Annotated in this window: 19 protein-coding genes and 1 pseudogene; 12 read left to right on the top strand and 8 right to left on the bottom strand. The window is 64.9% G+C overall.

From position 1 onward, the window contains the following. Nucleotides 1-158: 158 nt before the first annotated feature. Together QUV11_RS07390 and QUV11_RS07385 are read left to right on the top strand one after the other, a co-directional pair. Entirely contained in the window at nt 159-746 is a 588-nt protein-coding gene (locus tag QUV11_RS07390) for a hypothetical protein (protein WP_300881330.1), read from the top strand. Between the two features lie 405 nt (nt 747-1,151). Continuing rightward, on the top strand, nt 1,152-2,735 hold the full coding sequence (locus QUV11_RS07385) for a fatty acid--CoA ligase (RefSeq protein ID WP_300881329.1): 1,584 nt from the start codon (nt 1,152-1,154) through the stop codon (nt 2,733-2,735). On the opposite strand, the gene QUV11_RS07380 is transcribed toward QUV11_RS07385, so the two are convergent. Both QUV11_RS07380 and QUV11_RS07375 read right to left on the bottom strand, forming a co-directional pair. Next, on the bottom strand, nt 2,723-3,670 hold the full coding sequence (locus tag QUV11_RS07380; protein WP_300881328.1) for a DMT family transporter: 948 nt from the start codon (nt 3,668-3,670) through the stop codon (nt 2,723-2,725). The two genes, QUV11_RS07385 and QUV11_RS07380, sit on opposite strands and share 13 nt — an antisense overlap. Before the next feature lie 34 nt (nt 3,671-3,704). Further along, nucleotides 3,705-3,875, bottom strand: a complete 171-nt coding sequence (locus QUV11_RS07375) for a hypothetical protein (protein WP_300881327.1) — start codon at nt 3,873-3,875, stop codon at nt 3,705-3,707. Between QUV11_RS07375 and QUV11_RS07370 the strand changes: the two genes are divergently transcribed. The 4 genes from QUV11_RS07370 to QUV11_RS07355 all read left to right on the top strand — a co-directional run bounded on the left by QUV11_RS07370 (nt 3,874) and on the right by QUV11_RS07355 (nt 7,723). After that, a complete protein-coding gene (locus tag QUV11_RS07370; RefSeq protein ID WP_300881326.1) occupies nt 3,874-5,019 on the top strand; it encodes an acyl-CoA dehydrogenase family protein in 1,146 nt (381 codons plus the stop codon). The two genes, QUV11_RS07375 and QUV11_RS07370, sit on opposite strands and share 2 nt — an antisense overlap. Nucleotides 5,020-5,030: 11 nt before the next feature. Next, nucleotides 5,031-6,086: an enoyl-CoA hydratase/isomerase family protein gene (locus QUV11_RS07365; RefSeq protein ID WP_300881325.1), complete on the top strand. Its 1,056-nt coding sequence runs from the start codon at nt 5,031-5,033 to the stop codon at nt 6,084-6,086. Continuing rightward, nucleotides 6,083-6,856: an enoyl-CoA hydratase gene (locus tag QUV11_RS07360; RefSeq protein ID WP_300881324.1), complete on the top strand. Its 774-nt coding sequence runs from the start codon at nt 6,083-6,085 to the stop codon at nt 6,854-6,856. Before QUV11_RS07365 ends, QUV11_RS07360 begins: the two co-directional genes overlap by 4 nt. 87 nt (nt 6,857-6,943) lie before the next feature. After that, nucleotides 6,944-7,723, top strand: coding sequence for an alpha/beta fold hydrolase (locus tag QUV11_RS07355; protein WP_300881323.1), 780 nt, complete (start codon nt 6,944-6,946; stop codon nt 7,721-7,723). 12 nt (nt 7,724-7,735) lie between these two features. On the opposite strand, the gene QUV11_RS07350 is transcribed toward QUV11_RS07355, so the two are convergent. Continuing rightward, the gene (locus QUV11_RS07350) at nt 7,736-8,413 is read right to left on the bottom strand and encodes a hypothetical protein (RefSeq protein ID WP_300881322.1); all 678 of its coding nucleotides are present in this window, start codon (nt 8,411-8,413) and stop codon (nt 7,736-7,738) included. Nucleotides 8,414-8,572: 159 nt separating this feature from the next. On the opposite strand from QUV11_RS07350, the gene QUV11_RS07345 reads away from it, so the two are divergent. Beyond that, nucleotides 8,573-8,761: a hypothetical protein gene (locus tag QUV11_RS07345; protein WP_300881321.1), complete on the top strand. Its 189-nt coding sequence runs from the start codon at nt 8,573-8,575 to the stop codon at nt 8,759-8,761. A gap of 15 nt (nt 8,762-8,776) precedes the next feature. Here the strand turns inward: QUV11_RS07345 and QUV11_RS07340 are convergent, their stop codons facing one another. After that, complete coding sequence (locus tag QUV11_RS07340) at nt 8,777-10,330, bottom strand: CpaF family protein (protein ID WP_300881320.1); 1,554 nt, start codon at nt 10,328-10,330, stop codon at nt 8,777-8,779. A gap of 218 nt (nt 10,331-10,548) precedes the next feature. On the opposite strand from QUV11_RS07340, the gene QUV11_RS07335 reads away from it, so the two are divergent. Further along, nucleotides 10,549-11,466 carry a DMT family transporter gene (locus QUV11_RS07335; protein ID WP_300881319.1) on the top strand — a complete coding sequence of 306 codons (918 nt, stop codon included), beginning with the start codon at nt 10,549-10,551 and terminating at the stop codon, nt 11,464-11,466. 9 nt (nt 11,467-11,475) lie between these two features. Next, entirely contained in the window at nt 11,476-11,937 is a 462-nt protein-coding gene (locus tag QUV11_RS07330) for a DUF6265 family protein (RefSeq protein WP_300881318.1), read from the top strand. Between the two features lies 1 nt (nt 11,938). On the opposite strand, the gene QUV11_RS07325 is transcribed toward QUV11_RS07330, so the two are convergent. From QUV11_RS07325 to QUV11_RS07315, 3 genes are all read right to left on the bottom strand, one after another. Continuing rightward, nucleotides 11,939-13,504, bottom strand: a complete 1,566-nt coding sequence (locus QUV11_RS07325; RefSeq protein WP_300881317.1) for a phospholipase D family protein — start codon at nt 13,502-13,504, stop codon at nt 11,939-11,941. After that, nucleotides 13,501-14,238 carry an endonuclease/exonuclease/phosphatase family protein gene (locus QUV11_RS07320; RefSeq protein ID WP_300881316.1) on the bottom strand — a complete coding sequence of 246 codons (738 nt, stop codon included), beginning with the start codon at nt 14,236-14,238 and terminating at the stop codon, nt 13,501-13,503. Before QUV11_RS07320 ends, QUV11_RS07325 begins: the two co-directional genes overlap by 4 nt. Nucleotides 14,239-14,370: 132 nt before the next feature. Next, complete coding sequence (locus tag QUV11_RS07315) at nt 14,371-14,757, bottom strand: hypothetical protein (protein WP_300881315.1); 387 nt, start codon at nt 14,755-14,757, stop codon at nt 14,371-14,373. A gap of 148 nt (nt 14,758-14,905) precedes the next feature. Between QUV11_RS07315 and QUV11_RS07310 the strand changes: the two genes are divergently transcribed. The 3 genes and pseudogenes from QUV11_RS07310 to QUV11_RS07300 all read left to right on the top strand — a co-directional run. Then, nucleotides 14,906-15,388 (top strand): (2Fe-2S)-binding protein, encoded by a 483-nt coding sequence (locus QUV11_RS07310; protein WP_300881314.1) that lies wholly within the window; start codon nt 14,906-14,908, stop codon nt 15,386-15,388. Continuing rightward, complete coding sequence (locus QUV11_RS07305) at nt 15,388-17,652, top strand: molybdopterin cofactor-binding domain-containing protein (protein ID WP_300881313.1); 2,265 nt, start codon at nt 15,388-15,390, stop codon at nt 17,650-17,652. The genes QUV11_RS07310 and QUV11_RS07305 overlap by 1 nt, the downstream gene beginning before the upstream one ends. 15 nt (nt 17,653-17,667) lie before the next feature. After that, a pseudogene (locus QUV11_RS07300) lies at nt 17,668-18,150 on the top strand (NTP transferase domain-containing protein); the annotation flags it as partial. 23 nt (nt 18,151-18,173) lie between these two features. Here QUV11_RS07300 and QUV11_RS07295 read toward each other — a convergent pair. After that, a complete protein-coding gene (locus tag QUV11_RS07295; protein ID WP_300881312.1) occupies nt 18,174-19,178 on the bottom strand; it encodes an XdhC family protein in 1,005 nt (334 codons plus the stop codon). Nucleotide 19,179 lies beyond the last annotated feature (1 nt).

Raw genomic sequence — 19,179 nt, 5'->3', positions numbered from 1 at the left:
ACAAGCTGCCGTTCGGCAAGCGACCCCATTGCTGACATTCGACTTCTTGTGGAATGGGGCGATCGCGCGCGTTGATAGATTTTGTTCAACTCGATTAAGCAGGTGGGACAATTGGCGGCACTAATTACGTTCTCGCTCGGGATCTTGGCATTTCTAGCATGGCTCTATGCAACACGCAGGAGCAACAACAGAATCTGCTTTTTAAAAACAGCTACGGTCTACTTCATAGGGGCGGGCTTGTGGTCGCAATTCCGCAGATCTCGCTCGAAATAGCCATGATAGATGCAGGAGGCACGACCATCAGGACCGTAGCGCTAGTGATGAGTGCAGCTTTCTTCGAAGAGCTTCTTAAGATTGTGGCTGGGAAAACCTACAAGATCCCGCAGAACACTTTCGCTGTCATCGCTCTTTTTGGTATTTATGAGCTTGCACTTTCTAAACCGTTGATAATGCTTTGGGAGAATGACGTTGGGATAAATTCGGTATCCGAGGCTCTCCTGCCAATTCCCGCACTATTCTTTCACACCTTGACTGCCGCAATATACGCGTTTCCTCGGCCACCTCAGCCCCTGCTTAAGTTTACGCTGTGCTTCGGATTACACACCTTCATGAACATGCTCGTGTTCTGGGAGGTGCGCGATTGGCTACTCGTGCTGCTCGCGGTCCCGCTAGGAGGGATGACGCTGGCGATATGGAGATGCAGGCGGAGCAAGGCCGAAAGCTCTCGTGAACAAGTTATAGACTGATGATTGTCCGGTAACCACCTAAAAACAGCCATTCCCGATGCATCGGTAGCTATCCAAATCCGGTCGGGCAGCTATCGGATCAATTCTGCCAAAGCCGGACACCCTTTCACTGGCCCCTTGGCTGCCAGCCCACCTTATCCGTCATCCCGGGCTTGACCCGGGACCCAGGGTTTTAATTCCAGGCAGCGCACGTGATCGCTCTGGGCCCCGGATCAAGTCCGGGGTGACGATGAGGAGTGGGGCGGCTTTCCACCGCGGTGCTGATCGCGATGCCCACCGACACCCTGTCGCTGGTCTATCGCCGGGTTTGACGCAATTCTATTGTCAAGCCGCCCGCATTCCGCCTAGCCTGCCCGCGTAAGCGGCAGGGTCGAAACGGCCCGTCACACGTGTTTGGAGAGAGACATGCTGGCAACCACCGCGCTCGCGCGCACCGATCTGGGATCGACCATTGCCTATTGGGCGCACGAACGTCCCGAGGGCATCGCGCTGGATGACGGCGTCCAGCGCATCACCTATCGCGAGCTCGACGGGCTGGTCGACCGCTACGCCCGCGCCTTTGCCGGCGCTGGGCTGCGGCCCGGCGAGCGGATTGCCTGGCTGGGCAAGAACGCGAGCCTCTATTTCATCCTGCTGGTCGCCGCCTCGCGCGCGGGGCTGGCGATGGTCCCCGTCGGCTGGCGGCTCGCGGTGCCCGAGGTGCGCTATATCCTCGAAGACACCGGCGCCGCGTTGGTTGTGTGCCAGAGCACCTGCGCAGGGTTGGGCGCCACCGCGGGCAAGGGGCTGGGATCGCTGCGTCACACGCTGGTCGAGGGCGATGCCGATACCGCCGATTTGAAATCGTTCGAGGCCTGGGTCGATGCGCAACCCGAGGGCGACCTGCCCGAGGCCGATCCCGACAGGGGCGTGCTGCAACTCTACACCTCGGGCACCACCGGCAATCCCAAAGGCGCGGTGCTGTGCAACCGCAACATGTTCGGCCTGCGCCCCATTATCGAGGCGTCCGATGTCGACTGGTATAAGATCAACCACGAGGATTCGATGCTGGTGATCATGCCGGTGGCGCATATCGCGGGCTCGGGCGTCGGCACGATCGCGTTCTACAACGGCTGCCGCGCGGTGATCCGCGCCGAGTTTTCGCCCGATGCGGTGCTCGATTGCGTCGCCGATGGCGTGACCCATATGTTCCTGGTGCCGACCGCGCTGCAAATGGTGGTCAACCACCCGCGCGCCGCCAGCACCGACTGGTCCCCGCTCAAGCTGGTGATGTACGGCGCAGCGCCGATCCCGCTCGAGCTGCTGCGCCAGTGCATGCAGACCATGGGCGCCGATTTCTGCCAGCAATATGGCATGACCGAAACCACCGGCACCTTCTGCGCGCTGCCGCCCGAGGATCACGATCCAGCTGGCAACGAGCGGATGCGCTCGGCGGGCAAGGCCCTGCCCGGGGTCGAGGTGCGTATCGTCGATGGCGCGGGCAACCCGGTGCCCAACGGCACGATCGGCGAGATTGCGACGCGGTCGCCGCTCAACATGGTGGGATACTGGCGCAACGAGGCCAAGACCCGCGAGACGGTCGACGCCGATGGCTGGCTGCGCACCGGCGATGCGGCGTATATGGACGATGACGGCTATGTCTTCATCCAGGACCGGGTGAAGGACATGATCATCTCGGGCGGCGAGAACGTCTATCCCGCCGAGGTCGAGAACGCGATCTTTGGCCATCCCGATGTGCTCGAGGTCGCGGTGATCGGCATCCCCGACGAGAAGTGGGGCGAGGCGGTCAAGGCCGTTGTGGTGGCCAAGCCGGGGCACGAGGTCGATCCGGCATCGGTGATCGCCTGGGCACGCGAGCGGATCGCGCCGTTCAAGACGCCCAAGACGATCGATGTCATTCCAGAGATGCCGCGCAACGCCACCGGCAAGATCCTGCGCCGGTCGCTGCGCGAGCCCTATTGGCAGGGCCGCGAGCGTCAGGTCGGCTGAACGCTCTGGCGCGGCGGCCGCGAAAGGCGGTGTTCGCGCCAGACGATGTACAGCCCCGACCCGATGATCAAAGGTGCGCCGAACCATGTCGCTTGCACCGGCCAGCGGTCCCAGATCACATAGCCGATGAGTGCCGCCCAAATCAGGCTGGAATAGTCCATCGGCAGCACCACCGATACCGGCGCGAAGCGCAGCGACGATGTGATCGCCAGCTGCGCTGCGGCGCCGAACACGCTGATCAGGGCGATGATGCCCCAGGTTTCCAGATCATGCGGCTGACCGACGAACAGCATCGCGATGCTCAATGGAAACAGCGACGTCAGCGAGAACCAGAACATCGTCGTCACCGATTTTTCGGTCTCGCCCAATTTGCGGATCAGGATGCTGACCCACGCCGTGACCCCGACGCCCGCCAGTGCGACCAGCGCGCCGTTCAAGGGAATATGGCCATCGCCCGGCTGGATGACGACGAAGACCCCGACCAGCCCCAGCGCGATCGCCGCCCAGCGGTGCAGGCCCACCGCTTCGCTGAGCAATATCACCGACAGCAACGTCGCGACGATCGGCACCATGAAGCCGATCGCAGTGGCTTCGGCGATGGGGAGCAAGGTGAACGACAGGAAGTTGAGCGTCATGCCGGTGAGGCCCACCGCCATGCGCGCGGCGTGGGTCCAGGGCCGCGATGTCTTCAGCGCCGCAATCCCCGCACCTGCGAAGGCCACCGGGATCATCAGCGCAAGCCCGGTCAGCTGGCGGTAGAACACGCTTTCGAGCACATGCACGCCGCGGGTCGAGGCGATCTTGACGCAGGCGAACATCGCGGTCAGGCACAGCGCCGCGACCAGACGCGTCAGGATTGCAAACAGCGGCCGGTGAACCGGCGGACCGATGGGGTCGGTGGCTTGCGTGGCAGAAGGGGTGGGAGACAGCGCCATGTCGTTTGGCTGCTATCAGCCTGCACCGGCCGCGTCATCCCTGCTGGGACGGCAGCACCAAGTTTTCTGTACCCGGCGGCATTGCATCGGGGCATTTCTGCACATCATGAGTGAAAAACGGCAGGGTGCACGCTCTGGCCAAAGTCGGGCGATTGCGATAGTCGCCAAGCCACAGTTGAACGAACAGCAGCGACAGGAATGCCATGACCGACCAGTTCGAGCTCACCGAAGACCAGCTTGCCATCCAGGACGCAGCGCGCAAGTTCACCGCCGACCGGATCACGCCCTTTGCCGCCGAATGGGACGAGAAACACATCTTCCCGCGCGACACGATCAAGGAAGCCGCCGACCTCGGTTTCGCCGCGATCTATGTCAGCGAGGAAAGCGGCGGCATCGGTCTTGGACGCCTCGAGGCCGCGCTGATCATGGAGGCGATGGCCTATGGCTGCCCCTCGACCAGCGCCTTCATCTCGATCCACAACATGGCGGCATGGATGATCGACACCTTCGGCTCGGATGACTTGAAGGGCCGCTATCTCCCCGACCTCGTCACGATGGACAAGATCGCAAGCTACTGCCTGACCGAACCCGGATCGGGATCGGACGCCGCCGCGCTCAAGACCAAGGCAGTGCTCGATGGCGATCATTATGTCGTCAACGGATCGAAGCAGTTCATCAGCGGCGCGGGCGCCAACGACGTCTATGTCACCATGGTGCGCACCGGCGAGGATGGCGCAAAGGGCATTTCGTGCCTTGTGGTCGACAAGGATACCCCGGGCGTCAGCTTCGGCGCGAACGAGAAGAAGCTCGGATGGCACAGCCAGCCCACCGCACAGGTGATCTTCGACAACGCGCGCATCCCGGTCGCCAACCGCGTCGGTGCCGAAGGCGACGGCTTCCGCTTCGCGATGATGGGGCTCGACGGCGGTCGGCTCAACATCGGTGCGTGTTCGCTCGGCGGGGCGCAGCGCTGCCTCGACGAGGCGGTGGCCTACACCAACGACCGCAAGCAGTTCGGCAAGCGGATCAGCGAATTCCAGAACACCCAGTTCATGCTCGCCGACATGGCGACCGATTTGGAGGCCGCGCGCGCTTTGCTCTATCTCGCCGCCGCCAAGGTCTCGGCCAATGCGCCCGACAAGACCAAGTTCGCCGCGATGGCCAAGCGCCTCGCCACCGACAGCGGATCGAAGATCGTCAACGATGCGCTGCAACTGTTTGGCGGATATGGCTATCTGCAGGATTATCCGATCGAGCGCTTCTGGCGCGATCTGCGTGTGCACTCGATCCTCGAAGGCACCAACCAAGTGATGCGGATGATCGTCGCGCGCGAAATGCTGCGCCAGTAAGGATGACAGACATGACCAGCGATGTAATCACCCGCGTCGAAGGGCGCACCGGCATCATCAGCTTGAACCGTCCCAGCGCGATCCATGCGCTGACCACCGCGATGTGCCAGGCGATGACCGAGGCGTTGACGGGGTGGATCAACGATCCCGCGGTCGAGGCGGTGATCATCGACCATGCCGAAGGACGCGGCTTCTGCGCGGGCGGCGATATCCGCATGCTCGCCACCAGCGGCGCCAAGGACGGGGTCGAGGCGCGCGCATTCTTTTTCGTCGAATACCGGCTCAACCACCTTTTGTTCGTCTACCCCAAGCCCGTGGTCGCGTTCATGGATGGCATCACCATGGGCGGCGGAGTCGGCCTGTCGCAGCCCGCGCGCTATCGCGTGGCGACCGAGGCAACGCGCTTTGCCATGCCCGAGACCGGCATCGGGCTGTTCCCCGATGTCGGCGGCGGCTGGTTCCTGTCGCGGTTGCCGGGCCGCACCGGGCAGTTCCTGGCGCTGACCGGCGCGCGTCTTGATGGCGCCGAATGCCATGCGCTGGGCCTAGCCACGCACTATCTGCCGTCCGACACACTCGCCAACGCCAAGGCGCAGATTGCCGAACACCCCGACCGGATCGACGACATTCTCGAGAGTCTCGCGGTCGAACCACCGCCGGCGCGCATCCTCGGCAACCGCGAGCTGATCGATCGGCTGTTCGCCTCGGACCGCTATGAGGACATCCTCGCGGCGCTTGAGGCCGAGGGCTCGGAGTGGAGCGGCAAAGAGCTCGCAACGCTGGCGCACAAGTCGCCGCAGACCTGCAAGGTGGCGCTGCGCCAGCTCAAGGAAGGCGCGGCCATGCCCGATTTCGCCAGTGAGATGGCGCAGGAATACGCCATCGGCGCGCGCGTCGTGCAGAGGCACGATTTCATCGAGGGCGTGCGGGCGCTGATCATCGAGAAGGACAATGCCCCGCGCTGGAACCCCGAAACCCCCGAAGGCGTGACTGATGCGCTGCTCGACAGCATCTTTGCGCCGCTTCCCGCCGATCAGGCCTGGACCCCATTGGAGATTGCACGATGACCTATGAAACCCTGCTCGTCGAACAGCGCGGTGCCGTCACGCTGATCACGCTCAACCGTCCCCAGGCGCTCAACGCGCTCAACAGCCAGGTGCTCGCCGATCTGATCGCCGCACTCGGCGCGTTCGATGCCGACGCCAGCCAGGGCTGCGCGGTGCTGACCGGCAGCGAAAAGGCGTTCGCCGCCGGCGCGGACATCAAGGAAATGGCGTCGCAGTCCTTCGCCGACATGTACGGCAGCAACTTCTTTGCCGGCTACGACCGGGTCACTGCGACCCGCAAGCCGGTGATCGCCGCGGTCGCAGGCTACGCGCTGGGCGGTGGCTGCGAGCTGGCGATGATGTGCGATTTCATCATCGCAGGCGACAACGCCAAGTTCGGCCAGCCCGAGATCAAGCTGGCGGTGACGCCGGGCATGGGCGGATCGCAGCGCATGGCGCGCGCGATCGGCAAGGCCAAGACGATGGACATGTGCCTGACCGGCCGGATGATGGACGCGGCCGAAGCCGAGCAATCGGGTCTGGTTGCGCGGGTCGTGCCCGTCGCCGATCTGGTCGAGGAAGCCGTCAAGGCGGCGACCACGATTGCGGGCATGGCGCCGCTGGCGACGCTGGCGGTCAAGGAAATGGTCAACGCCGCGTTCGAGACCACGCTGCAGCAGGGGGTGGTGTTCGAACGCCGCCTGTTCCACGGGCTGTTCGGCAGCGAGGACCAGACCGAAGGCATGGCGGCGTTCGTCGAGAAGCGCCCCGGCAACTGGACCGGTCGCTGATCGAGCGCGGACCGCCGCTGGTGGAGTGAGGCTTAAAATGGGTTGGGCGCGTTCCTATCTTCTGGCTCAGACAGGAACCGCCGTATCATGACCCAGACAGCCACCCCCTCCAAAGCCCGCCCACCGCATCCCCTGCTGACGCTGAGCGAGGGCAGGGCGGTGTTCGAGCTGGGCTGGTTCGTCGCGCTGCGCCGCGCGATGAAGCGGCTGCCCAAAGGCGATGGGCATTCTGTCATCGTGCTTCCCGGCTTTCTGGCGGGCGACACCTCGACGCGGCCGATGCGCGGACTACTCACCGATCTGGGCTATGCGACCTATGGCTGGGATCTGGGACGCAACCTGCGCTTCAACAGCGATCGCGAACAGGCGCTGTATGCGCTGCTCGACCGTGTCCACCAGGAGTCGGGCAGGCCGGTGTCGCTGATCGGCTGGAGCCTGGGCGGACTGTTCGCGCGCGAAATGGCCAAGCACAGCCCCGACAAGGTGCGCCAGGTGATCAGCCTGGGCAGCCCGTTGTCCAACGATCGCGGCTATACCAACGCCAGCCGTCTGTTCGAGCGGCTGAACGGCAAGGATCCCGAGCCGCTGCGGCAGGGTCGCTTCAGCCGTCTCGACGAAGCCCCGCCGGTGCCCACCACCTCGATCCTCAGCCGCAGCGACGGCATCGTCGCCTGGCGTGCGTCGGTGCAGAAGCCGGGGCCGCAGGCCGAAACGCTCGAGGTCATCGCCAGCCATTGCGGGCTGGCAGTGAACCCAGCGGTGATGTACGCGCTCGCCGACCGGCTGGCGCAGCCCGAAGGCGAATGGCAGAAGTTCGATCGTTCAGGCTGGCGCTCGATGGTGTTCCGGACCGTCGCGACGGACTGAGGGGGCGCGCGGTCAAAAGGGTGCAGGGAGGAAGCGTGAGACCTGCATGCTATTGCTCTTCGGCGCGCCAAACATAACCAATGTCATCGGCTGGTCAGGCACACCCAGCACGATGCTGAATGGACCGTTGTGATATTCTATCATTCTGGCAGGGAGCGATCCGAGCTCGGTCAACGTGTTCGTCGGGCTTTTGCAAATATCGGATCGTGTCGAGTCCTTGCATTCGATGGCGAGGGATGATTCGCCGGCTGCCACCTGGCGAAGCTTGCGTAATGCGTCGAGGGCCACCGACACCGGCAATCCTTTGCTAACAAGGGCGTAGCCATCAATCGGACACGGTTCAGAGCTGCTTAGAGCCGCTTCATACCCCGAATTGCGGGAGATGGCGCGGATACCGAGTTCTGCTTCTGCCTGATCGACCGAAGGGGTCCGTCGGTCGGCAAAGGCAACTCTCCACCACCGACGCGCGCATCCCAATGGTACCCGGCTTGCTGCCTCACGGTAGATCATCACCACCTCACCAGGTGGCGCCATCTGATTCTTTACACGTTCCGCTTCGACGATCGGGCCATGCTCGAGTCCGGCCAATGCCCAGTCGCCGGCTTCCGCTGCGGGCAGTTCAAGCGCCTCACTTACGGTAAGCGGCGGCTGCAAAGCCATCGCCAATAGCGTCAGCATCTCAAGGCTCACCGCATTGTTCCTGTCGCATCTAACTCACCCGCTGGGACTCTTGCGACAGAAAGCTATGCGGTTGTGCGCACGGGTCAATGCCGGATGACTGCAAAGCGCGATCGGGGCTGGACATTACGGCACGCGCCCCCAAATGAGCAGCCTCAAGGAGACGATATCGTGCACAGCATCTGGGCCCAGCTTGCCATCGCCATGTCCGCGCTTGCAGGAACTGCGGCGATTGCCGATTCGCGGCGCATGCGGCGGCGGAATTTCGACCGGGTGGGGTTCATGCCCTGGCCGCTGATCCTCATCGTCTCGGCGGTGATCGCGGTGTTCGCCACCGCGATCGCGCTCAAGGGCTATTGATCGGCCGGAGGGCGTTTACAGGCAGGCTTCGAGGAATGCCTGTTCGAAGCCGAACTGCCGCGCCTTTTCCAGCGTATAAGGGCGCAGACCCGTCGAGCGGTATTCGCCGATGATCTTGCCGTCGGCGCCTTCGTCCATGTATTCGAACTTGAACAGTTCCTGGGTGACGATGACTTCGCCCTCCATGCCGATCACCTCGGTGATGTTGGTGACGCGGCGCGAACCATCGCGCAGGCGCTTGACCTGGACGATCAGATCGACCGATTCGGCGATCTGGCGGCTGATCGCTTCCTTGGGGATCTTGATGTCGCCCATCAGGATCATGTTTTCCATACGGCCCAAGGCTTCGCGCGGGCTGTTGGCGTGGAGCGTACACATCGATCCATCGTGACCGGTGTTCATCGCGGCGAGCAGATCGAAGCACTCCGCGCCACGAATTTCGCCCAGGATTATGCGATCAGGACGCATACGCAGCGCGTTCTTGACCAGATCGCCAATGCTGATCGCGCCCTTGCCTTCGAGGTTGGGCGGACGCGTTTCCAGCGGCAGCCAGTGCGGCTGCTGCAGGCGAAGTTCGGCGGCATCCTCGATGGTCAGCACGCGCTCGCCCGGATCGATCATCTTCGACAGCGCGTTGAGCATGGTCGTCTTGCCCGAGCCGGTACCGCCCGAGATGACGACGTTGAAGCGGCAGGCGCCGGCGATCTTCAGCGCGGTCGCCATCTTTTCCGACATCGCGTTCCAATCCTTGAGATTGTCGAGCGTGATCGGCTTTTCGGAAAACTTACGAATCGAGATCGCGGTGCCGCGCAGCGACAGCGGCGGAATGATGACGTTGACGCGGCTGCCGTCCTTGAGACGGGCATCGGCCAGCGGCGTGGTCTGGTCGATCCGACGGCCGACCTGGTTGACGATGCGCTGGGCGATCTGCAGCAGATGTTCCTCATCGCGGAACTGGATCGGCGCGATGGTGAGCTTGCCCTTTTTTTCGATATAGGTCTGCTCGGGGCCGTTGACCATGATGTCGGTGATGTCGGGATCGGTAAGCAGCTCTTCGAGCGGGCCGAAGCCGAGCAGCTCGTCGATCAGCACCTTCTCGAGCGCGAACTGTTCGCGCCGGTTGAGCGTCAGCTTCAATTCGGCGAGCACTTCGAGGATGATCGGGCGGAACTCCTCGGCGAGCTCGTCCTTGGTCAGCGTGGCAGCCGCTTCGGGATCGACGCGTTCGAGCAGGCGCGGCAGCACCTGTTCCTTGATCTTGTGGACAGAGGCTTCGAAACCTTCGACCCGCGGCCCGGTGTCGGCGATCGAATTGGCGCGATCGGACAGCCGGGTCATCGCCTCGTTCAGCGCGACGCTCTCGGGGGTTTGATCCAGCATGTCGAGGCTGGGGAGTTCGGCGGAATCAAGGTCGGGAAACTGATCGCCGCCCATATCGAGCGACAGGCCGAGCCGGGATTCGGGGGCAGGGGCAGGTCCTCCGCCCTTCATCGGGCGTGCCACGCCAAAGCTTGGCCGCGCCCCGGCGCCCATCTGACCTATTCCGTTTTTTCTGCCAAACGCGCTCATGATGACCGATTTTCCCGGATTATTTGACAGATCAAACATCTGTCGATGACCAGAATGGTGAATAGCCCGGAAACTTTGACAATGTCCTAACGCCAGCCTTGGCTGACCGGGCATAAGGACGGATGACAGCGCCGGGCGGCCGTGATGCAGCTTGCATCACACCGCATATCGGGCATTAAGCCCGGCAAAAGTTAACAACATCCAAGCAGGTCTGCGCATTGCCCGATAATTCCGATTCCCAGACCGCAGCCGAGGCCAATCGCACCAATATCGCGGCCGGAATGGCCTATGCGCTGGCAGGCTTCGCGCTGCTGTCCGGCGGCGACGGGATGATCAAGTCCGCCAGCGGCGAATGGCCCGGCATGGCGGTGGCGGCGCTGCGTTTTACCATCGGTGCGATCGGGCTCGGCGTGGTGCTGCTGCTGGTCGAGGGCCCCAAGGGGTTCCGGTTCCCGCGGCCCAGGGTGCAGCTTGCGCGCGGTTTCTTCCTGGCTGCGGCGACTTTGACGTTCTTTACCAGCATCTTCATGATGCCGCTGGCAACCGCGGTGTCGATCCAGTTCATGGCGCCGTTGCTGACCGCGGTGATATCGTCGATCCTGTATCGCGAGCAGCTCAGCCGGGGACGATGGCTGGCGACCTTGGTGGCTTTTGTCGGGGTGATCATTGTGCTGCGCCCGAGCTTTGCCGATCTTGGCGTGGCGGCGCTGCTGCCGCTGGCGGCGGCGTTCGGCATGAGCGGGCTGATGATGACCAATGCCCGCGCCGCAGGGTCCGGCAGCGTGCTGCTGATGCAGTTTCTGGTGGCCGCGATCGCGGCGCCGATCCTGGTGCTGGCGGCGGCGATCGGCCATGTCTCGGGCTATCCGCCGCTGCGGGTCGGCTGGCCCAGCAATCATGTGATCCTGGTGTGCACCGTGGTCGCGGTATCGGCGAGCTTTGCGCACATGCTGATCTACACCGCAACGGTGCGCGGGTCGGCGGCGGTGGTCGCGCCGATGGTGTACGTCCAGATTCTGGTGGCGATCGGCATCGGGGTGGTGTTCTATTCCGACTATCCTGATCTGGTCGCACTGGCGGGCACCGGGATCATCATCGCCAGCGGCATCTACCTGCTGCGCGACGGACGCAAATAGGGGACGGGCATGGGACTGACGGGCTGGATCATCGGAATGGCCCTGCAGGCAACAGCACTGCCGAGCCTGCCTGCGCCGCCATCGCTGCCATGCTGGATCGAAGGACGCTGGCTGTCCGAAGAGGCCGACGACCGCTGGACCGAAGAAAACTGGACCGGATGCCGCGCGCAGACGATGCTGGGCACCGGGCGCGGCGGCCGCGCCGATGCGGTCACCAGCTATGAGTTCATGCGGATCGCGCGCAACGAGAATGGCGATCTGATGTTCTACGGATCGCCCTTCGGCAACCCCGCCGCCGCCTTTCGCGCGGTCAAGGCGGGCCCGGCCGAGGTGGTCTTCGTCAACCCCAACCACACCTACCCGCAGCGCATCCGTTACTGGATGGAGGGCGGGATGCTGCACGCCGAAGCGTCGATGATCGATGGCAGCAAGCCGCAGGCGTGGCGTTACAAAAGGGTCGCGGGCAAATAGCCTAGAGCAGCCATTCGACCGGCATCGCGCGCCAGAACACCACCTGCGCACGGCGCAGCAGGGTCGTGGCGGGATCGTGAGTGTGGATCACCGTGCCATCGGGGCGCTCGTCGATCCATCGCAGCGCGCCTCCTTCGGTCAGCTCGACCTGATAGGCGCGCTGGCGCATCGGTACGCTGAACAGCTCCTGCAGACGGCTGGCAAGCGCGGGGCTGTCCATGAGAAAGCCGAGCTCGGTGTTGAGATGCATCGAGCGCGGATCGAAATTGAACGATCCGACGAACAGCTTCTGGCCGTCGATGGTGAAGGTCTTGGCGTGCAGCGACGAGCGGCTCGAGCGTGGCAGGCTGCCGATCACACCGCTGCGCGGCGCCGGATGGCGCGGAGCATCGCCTTTCATTTCCCACAGATGCACGCCGGCGCGCAGCAATTGTTTGCGATAGCGGGCATAGCCGGCATGGACCACCGCGACATCGGTCGACGAGAGCGCGTTGGTCAGCACGTCGACCGTGACCCCGCGGGCCGACAGCGCCTCGAACATGGCAGCGCCTGCCTTGGCCGGGACGAAATAGGCCGACACCAGACCGAGCCGTTCGCGCGCCTGCTCCATGATCGCGCCGATCTCGCCGATCGGCTGCGGCGTGCGTGGCGAATGGCCCAGTGCCTTGGCGGGATCATCGCTGATCATCTTTACCGGCACCCAGTCGTAATCGATCGCGTGATGGGTCAGCGGGTCGGCATAGGACAGGGTATCGACCGCAGCCTCGTACTCTTGTGCCAGCCGATCGCTGTCCTTCAGCCGCTGTGTCTTGCGCGCCAGCTCACCCAGCGCACCGGGGCCAGCAGACGGCAGCATCAAGGGGGCAGGATAGGACGACGCGCTGGTCCAGTAGCGCGCGAAATCTGCGGCCATCTCGGGGACGATCGCACCGATCGCCAGCACGTCGAGATCGGCGAATTCGGGCTGGTCGCCGGGACCAAAATATTCATCGCCGATGTTGCGCCCGCCGATGATTGTCATCTGGTTGTCGGCGGTCATGCTCTTGTTGTGCATCCGCCGGTTGAGCCGGATGCAATGCAGCAGATAGCCGATCAGCTTTGGCGTGCGGATCACCGAGGGGTTGAACAGCCGCACCTCGATATTGGGGTGGCTCTCCAGCGCGACCAGTTCGTCATCGAGCCTGGCGATGCCGTTGTCGTCGAGCAGCAGGCGGACCTTTACCCCGCGGTCGGCGGCTTCGCGCAGCTCTTCCAGCAGCAACAGCCCCGCGACATCCTCGCGCCAGATGTAATACTGCACATCGAGATAGCGGTCGGCCGCGCGGATGAGCTTGACCCGAGCCGCATAAGCCCCGCGCGAGTCGATCAGCGGCAGGATGCCGGACAGGCCGGGATGCTCCGCCTCGAGCCCCGCGATCGCCTTGCCGATCCGGCTGTCGGGCGTGTCCTCGGGCGGGGGAGGGACAGGTTCGGGCGGCAGCTTGGGCAAGCGGAAGATCAGCCGCAGGACAACCACGGCCGCGACCAGCCCCGCAAGCACCAGCAGGATCGCCCCCCACAAGCTCATCGGGTGCCGGGCAGACGCAATTTGGCCCAGACGGGCAGATGATCGGACGCCAGGGCCGCCAGACGGCTCGAGTGCACCGCGGCTTGCTCCACCGCCAGCTCGGCCGAGACGAACATCCGATCGAGATGCCCCACCGGCCAGCGCGCGGGGAAGCTGGGACCCGGGCGAATATGCTCGAAGTGCCGCACCAGGTGGAGCAGGCCCGATGGCTCGCGGCGCCATTCGTTGAAATCACCGGTGATCAATGTCGGGCGCTCCTCGTCCTGCGCGTGGACATGGCCGACCAGGGCCTTGAGCTGGCGTGGCCGCCACAGGCCCGACAGGTCGAGATGCGCGCCGACGATGCGCAATGGGCTGCCGTCGATTTCCAGGTCCGCCAGCACCGCGCCGCGCGGCTCGAGCATCGGCAGCTTCAGCCGCTCGCCGCGGATGATATCGACCCGCGGCGAGACGAGGATGGCGTTGCCGTGCCAGCCGATGCCGTTGCGCGCGGTTGTGACCGGCACCACCTGCCAGCCGGCTTCTGCGACCAGACCTGCAGGCAGCGCGCTGTGCCGCTCGCCGAGGCGGCGGTCGGCCTCCTGCAGCACCGCGATGTCCGCGCCGGTTTCCGCGAGCACGCGCATGATCCGCTCGGGATCATGCCTGCGGTCGGCGCCGATCGCCTTGCGGATGTTGTAGCTCACGACACCAAAGGTTTGGGGATCCGTGGTTTCGGGACTGGCGGCGGTCATCGGATGTGCGGCCTCATGGCGTGGCGTCGGTGCCCGGGTGCGGGTCTGGATCGGCGGGTCGTCACCATATTACGAACGCGATAGTCGATTGTTGCGGTTACCGCCAGTTGCCGTGGTCGGCAGGCGCCGGATCTACCCCGCGGGGGGCGGCACCAGCCCCATGGCCTGCAGCACGGCAGCCTGCACCAGCATCGTCACCAGCCAGTATCCCGCCGCGCTGGCGATGGCGCGCGCCCCGGCTCCGCCGACGCTCAGGTTCACCACCAAAGCGGGGAGCACGAAGCCAATCCAGATGATGAACGCGCTGCCCAGTGCCATCGTCCAGGGCGGGGCCTGATCGGGTGCGAGGATCACCGCGCCGGCCAGGATCGCGACCAGCCAGAACTCGGCAATCAGCGCGGCGATGCCGACGCCGATGCCGATTGCCCGTCCAGATGCCCGCGCCCAGGCATAGCCGATGGCCAGCCCGGCAAAGGTCGCCGCCAGGATCGGAACAATGTTCAGCCAGATATAGATCATGCGCCCGCGCTCCTTTGGGCAAGCATGCACCAGACGCGTTCGATTGGCGAGGGCGGCGCGCGCACTTGCCGCCATGCGTTATTTGCATTGGCCCGCCGGGCATTAGGTTGTAATACAGGACTGATCTAGACGACAGGGGTGGCGCGCAGTGGCAATCGAATTCAAGGTCAATGGCAGGGATGTAAGCGTCGAGGCGGATGCCGATACGCCGCTGCTGTGGGCGCTGCGCGAGGATTTGCAGCTCACCGGCACCAAGTTCGGCTGCGGTATTGCCGCGTGCGGGGCATGTTCGGTGCATGTCGATGGCCAGATCACCCGCTCGTGCAGCGTACCGATCAGCGAAATCGCAGGCCGCTCGGTCACCACCATCGAGGGGCTCAAAGGGAGCGATGGCGCGCTCCACACCGTCCAGCGGGCGTGGATCGAGGCGCAGGTGCCGCAATGCGGCTATTGCCAGTCGGGCCAGATCATGGCGGCGGTGGCGCTGATCGAGGCGACCGGAAGCCCGAGCGACGCGCAGATCGACGAGGCGATGACCAACATCTGTCGCTGCGGCACCTATCCGCGCATCCGCAAGGCGATCCTCGCGGCGACCGGGCAAGCTGCGGCCGCCTTGCAGGGAGACGCATGATGGCAGACAATCCCACCCCGCACCTCGATATGCCGATCGAAGCTGCGCCGCCGAAGAAGAAGAAGGGCATGGTGCGCCGCGCCTTTCTGGTCGGCAGCGCGCTGCTGGTCGGCGGCGGCGTGTTCGGCGTCTACTGGAGCGACAGCTCAGCCAGGGCGCGCGCCAAGACGCTGACCGAGACCGGCAACGACCGCAATTTCCTCGGCTGGATGAAGATCGCCGAGGACGACACCGTCACCGTCTATTCGCCGCACATCGATTTTGGCCAGGGCAGCCATACCGCGCTTGGCCAGATGCTCGCGGACGAGCTCGATGCCGACTGGAGCAAGGTCAGGGTCGAGCAGGCGCCTGCCGACACCGCCTTTGCCAACACGCCTCTGGGCAAGGGCTTTCTCGCCGAGATGTCGGGTGCCCCCGGCGTCATCAACGCGCTGCCCGGTGCACTGATCGCGATGATCGCGCGCTCGCTGCCGCTTCAGATCACCGGTGGCTCGTCGGCGGTGCGCTACACCGGCCAGGTTGGCATGCGCACGGTGGGAGCAGCGGTCCGGCTCGCGCTGATCGAGGAGGCGGCTGATCGCCTGGGCGTTCCGACAAGCGAGCTAACCACTGCGGACAGCAAGGTGATCCACGCCAAGTCCGGCAAGGCGCTGCGCTATGGCGAGCTTGCCGCGGGCGCGGCCGAACGCTCGCTGTCGAGCGACCCGGTGCTCAAGACGCGCGACCAGTTCACGCTGATCGGCAAGCCGGTTCCCCGGCTCGATATCCCCGCCAAGGTCGATGGCAGCGCGGTCTATGGCATCGATCTTGTTCTGCCCGAGATGCGCGTCGCGACCATCGCCGCTGCCCCGGTGCGCGGCGGCAAGCTGCTGTCGGTGGACGAAAAGCCCGCGCTCGCCGTGACGGGGCTCGAGAAGGTCATCAAGCTCGATGATGCGGTGATCGTCGTCGCCAAACGCTATTGGCAGGCGCAAAAGGGGCTGAAGGCGCTCAGCCCACAGTTCTCCGATGGCGGCCATGGCAATGTTTCCAGCGCCTCGATCTACTCGGCACAAGAAGCGCTGCGCAAGGCGGGCAAGCCCGAGAACGAGGGCGGCGAGGGCGATGTCGATGCCGCGTTCGGCGTGGCGGGCGCAAAGACGCTGACCGCCGAGTATCGCGTCCCGTTTCTGCACCACGCGATGATGGAGCCATTCGCGCTGACCGGGCATTACGCGCAGGGCAAGCTCACGCTGTGGGGCGGTCTGCAGGACCCGCTCTCGACTCGCGCGCGCGCCGCCAAGGCGGCGGGCATCGCCATGGACGATGTCGTGTTCAATCCCATGATCATGGGCGGCGGCTTCGGACGACGCTTCCCCGACATGACCGAAATCATCGATCAGGTGGCGTTGCTCGCCAAGCAGGTGCCCTATCCGGTGAAGCTGATCTGGAGCCGCGAGGAAGAGGTGCGCCACGGCACCTATCGCCCGCAATCCTCGGCGCAATTGAAGGCAACGCTGGGCCAGGACGGCAGGATCAGCGCCTGGCGCACCGATTATGTGCAGAGCGGCGATGCCGAGGGTGAGACCAGCTTCATCTACGCGATTCCCGCTACCTCGCGGCGGCATTTCAGCTATCAGTCGAACCAGATGGATGGTCCGTGGCGCTCGGTGAATTCGACCCAGATCGGCTTCTGTAACGAAAGCTTCATCGACGAACTGGCGCATTCCGCGGGCGAGGATCCTTACCAGTTCCGCCGCAAGCATCTGCCTGCAGGCTCGCGCCACCTCAAGGTGCTCGATACCGTCGCCCAGCGCGCCGGCTGGGGGAGCCCGTTGCCCGAGGGTGTCGGGCGCGGTATCGCCATCGTCGAGAGCTTCGGCACCATCGTCGCCGAAGTGATCGAGGCGAGCGTGCGCGAGGATGGCAGCCCCAAGGTGCTCAAGGCCTGGGCGGTGGTCGATTGCGGCACCACGGTCAATCCGCTCAACGCCGAGGCGCAGATTGCAGGCGGGCTGATCATGGGGCTGTCCTCGGCGATCGGCGAGGCGATCACGCTCGACAAGGGCGCGGTGGTGCAGAGCAATTTCAACGATTACAACATCCTCAAGCTCGCCGATGCGCCGCCGATGATCGACGTGCATTTCCTCGAGAGCGGGGCCAAGATCGGCGGCATCGGCGAGCCGGGCGTCCCGCCGGCATCGCCTGCGCTCGCCAATGCGCTGTTCGCCGCGACCGGCAAGCGCATCCGCACGCTGCCCATTCTGACCCAGGCCAAGGCCTGATCGTGCGCGGCCCGCGTGCTTGAAGGCTGGGGCGCGCTGATCCTCGCGGCAGGCGCGGGGCGGCGCTTTGGCGGGGGCAAGTTGCTCGCCGATCTGGGCGGCGTGCCGGTGATCCGGAGGACCACCGAAGCGGTGCTGGCGGCGGGGTTTGATACCGTATTGGTCGCGACCGGCGACCAGCACCGCGCAATCGCGACCGCGCTCGAAGGGCTGTCCTGCCGCATCGTGCCGACACCCGGATGGGAGGAGGGCATGGCCGCCTCGATCCGCACCGGCAGCGTCGCGCTCGCCGCGTGCCGCAAGGGCGTGTTCGTGTTTCTGGGCGATATGCCTTTGGTGCCTGCGGCGCTGTGCGGTCGGCTGGCGGAGCTCGCCGAGACGGCAGGCTATGCCGCACGGCCGGTTGTCGACGGCAGGCCGGGTCATCCGGTCTGCTTCGTGCGCGAGGCGGTGGCAGACTTGGCCCGGCTTGAAGGTGATCAGGGTGCGGCGCACGGCCTCAAGCGCCGGCGCGATGTCGCCTATCTGGAGACCGACGATATCGGCGCGATCCTGGACATCGATTCGCCCGAGGACCTGCTGACCGCCGAGCGCGCATGGAAATTGCGCGCAACTTCGGCGACCAGCGACAGCGCGATATCGCGCGGCGCCTTGCCGAAGCCCTGAAGCCCGATCGGCGCGTGCAGCCGCGCGATGGCGCGCTCGGACACGCCATGGCCGCGCAATTTCTCGCGCCGCATCTCGAGCCGCGCGCGCGCACCGATCGCACCCACGTAGAACGCCTCGGACTGCAGCGCGTGCGCCAGCGCCTGCTCGTCGTCCTCGCGGTCATGGGACATCACCGCGACCGCGGTCCAGCGATCAAGGCCAATGGCGTCCAGCGCATCAACCGCGGCGGTGCGATAATAGCCGATGCCCGAAAACGGCGCCTGTTCGGGGCCGTTGGGGGTGATCAGCGCCACCTCCATGCCCGCCTGCTGCGCCAGCGCAGCACTCGCCAGCGCCGCAGCATCCTCGCCGATCAGCACCAGCCGCAGCACCGGCTCGAACAGCTTGGCGTAGTGGCTTCCATCCCATGGCTCGGGCGGCGGGGTTGTCGCGGACACGGCGTCGCGCGTGCGACCGTCGCTGCGCCACAGCACCGGCGTGCGGGTGGCAAACCCCTCCAGCAGCGCCGCCACCGAAGGCTCTGCCAGCGATACCTGCTCGACCAGCACCGAGATCCCCGAGCCGCAGGCCAATTTGATATCGATCCACGGACTGCCCTCGCCATAGCGCAGCAGCCGGGGTTCGCCATCGAGGATGACCTCGCGTCCGTGGCGCGCGACATCGTCCTCGATGCAGCCGCCGGACAGGAAGCCCCAATGCTGGGCGTCGGTGATCAGCATCTGCGCCCCGATCTCGCGCGGGGCGGGGCCGGAGGTTTCGACCAAAGTCGCGATCGCGCACAGCGGATGGTCGGCCCGCATATCCAACAAAACGGGCCGGATATCGTCCACCGCAGCCGCCAGCCGCCAGGCGCTCATC

This window comes from Blastomonas sp. (assembly GCF_030373265.1).
In the GTDB taxonomy this organism is placed as follows: Bacteria; Pseudomonadota; Alphaproteobacteria; order Sphingomonadales; family Sphingomonadaceae; genus Blastomonas.
The sequence above is the reverse complement of the archived record's forward strand: the minus strand, read 5'-3'. Positions and strand labels throughout refer to the sequence as shown.

Excerpts from the sequence above, each read along its gene's own strand:
- QUV11_RS07390 (WP_300881330.1), top strand. The coding sequence starts at position 159 with ATGGCTCTATGCAACACGCAGGAGCAACAACAGAATCTGCTTTTTAAA.
- QUV11_RS07385 (WP_300881329.1), top strand. The coding sequence starts at position 1,152 with ATGCTGGCAACCACCGCGCTCGCGCGCACCGATCTGGGATCGACCATT.
- QUV11_RS07380 (WP_300881328.1), bottom strand. The coding sequence starts at position 3,670 with ATGGCGCTGTCTCCCACCCCTTCTGCCACGCAAGCCACCGACCCCATC.
- QUV11_RS07370 (WP_300881326.1), top strand. The coding sequence starts at position 3,874 with ATGACCGACCAGTTCGAGCTCACCGAAGACCAGCTTGCCATCCAGGAC.
- QUV11_RS07375 (WP_300881327.1), bottom strand. The coding sequence starts at position 3,875 with ATGGCATTCCTGTCGCTGCTGTTCGTTCAACTGTGGCTTGGCGACTAT.
- QUV11_RS07365 (WP_300881325.1), top strand. The coding sequence starts at position 5,031 with ATGACCAGCGATGTAATCACCCGCGTCGAAGGGCGCACCGGCATCATC.
- QUV11_RS07360 (WP_300881324.1), top strand. The coding sequence starts at position 6,083 with ATGACCTATGAAACCCTGCTCGTCGAACAGCGCGGTGCCGTCACGCTG.
- QUV11_RS07355 (WP_300881323.1), top strand. The coding sequence starts at position 6,944 with ATGACCCAGACAGCCACCCCCTCCAAAGCCCGCCCACCGCATCCCCTG.
- QUV11_RS07340 (WP_300881320.1), bottom strand. The coding sequence starts at position 10,330 with ATGAGCGCGTTTGGCAGAAAAAACGGAATAGGTCAGATGGGCGCCGGG.
- QUV11_RS07330 (WP_300881318.1), top strand. The coding sequence starts at position 11,476 with ATGGGACTGACGGGCTGGATCATCGGAATGGCCCTGCAGGCAACAGCA.
- QUV11_RS07325 (WP_300881317.1), bottom strand. The coding sequence starts at position 13,504 with ATGAGCTTGTGGGGGGCGATCCTGCTGGTGCTTGCGGGGCTGGTCGCG.
- QUV11_RS07320 (WP_300881316.1), bottom strand. The coding sequence starts at position 14,238 with ATGACCGCCGCCAGTCCCGAAACCACGGATCCCCAAACCTTTGGTGTC.
- QUV11_RS07315 (WP_300881315.1), bottom strand. The coding sequence starts at position 14,757 with ATGATCTATATCTGGCTGAACATTGTTCCGATCCTGGCGGCGACCTTT.
- QUV11_RS07305 (WP_300881313.1), top strand. The coding sequence starts at position 15,388 with ATGGCAGACAATCCCACCCCGCACCTCGATATGCCGATCGAAGCTGCG.
- QUV11_RS07295 (WP_300881312.1), bottom strand. The coding sequence starts at position 19,178 with ATGAGCGCCTGGCGGCTGGCGGCTGCGGTGGACGATATCCGGCCCGTT.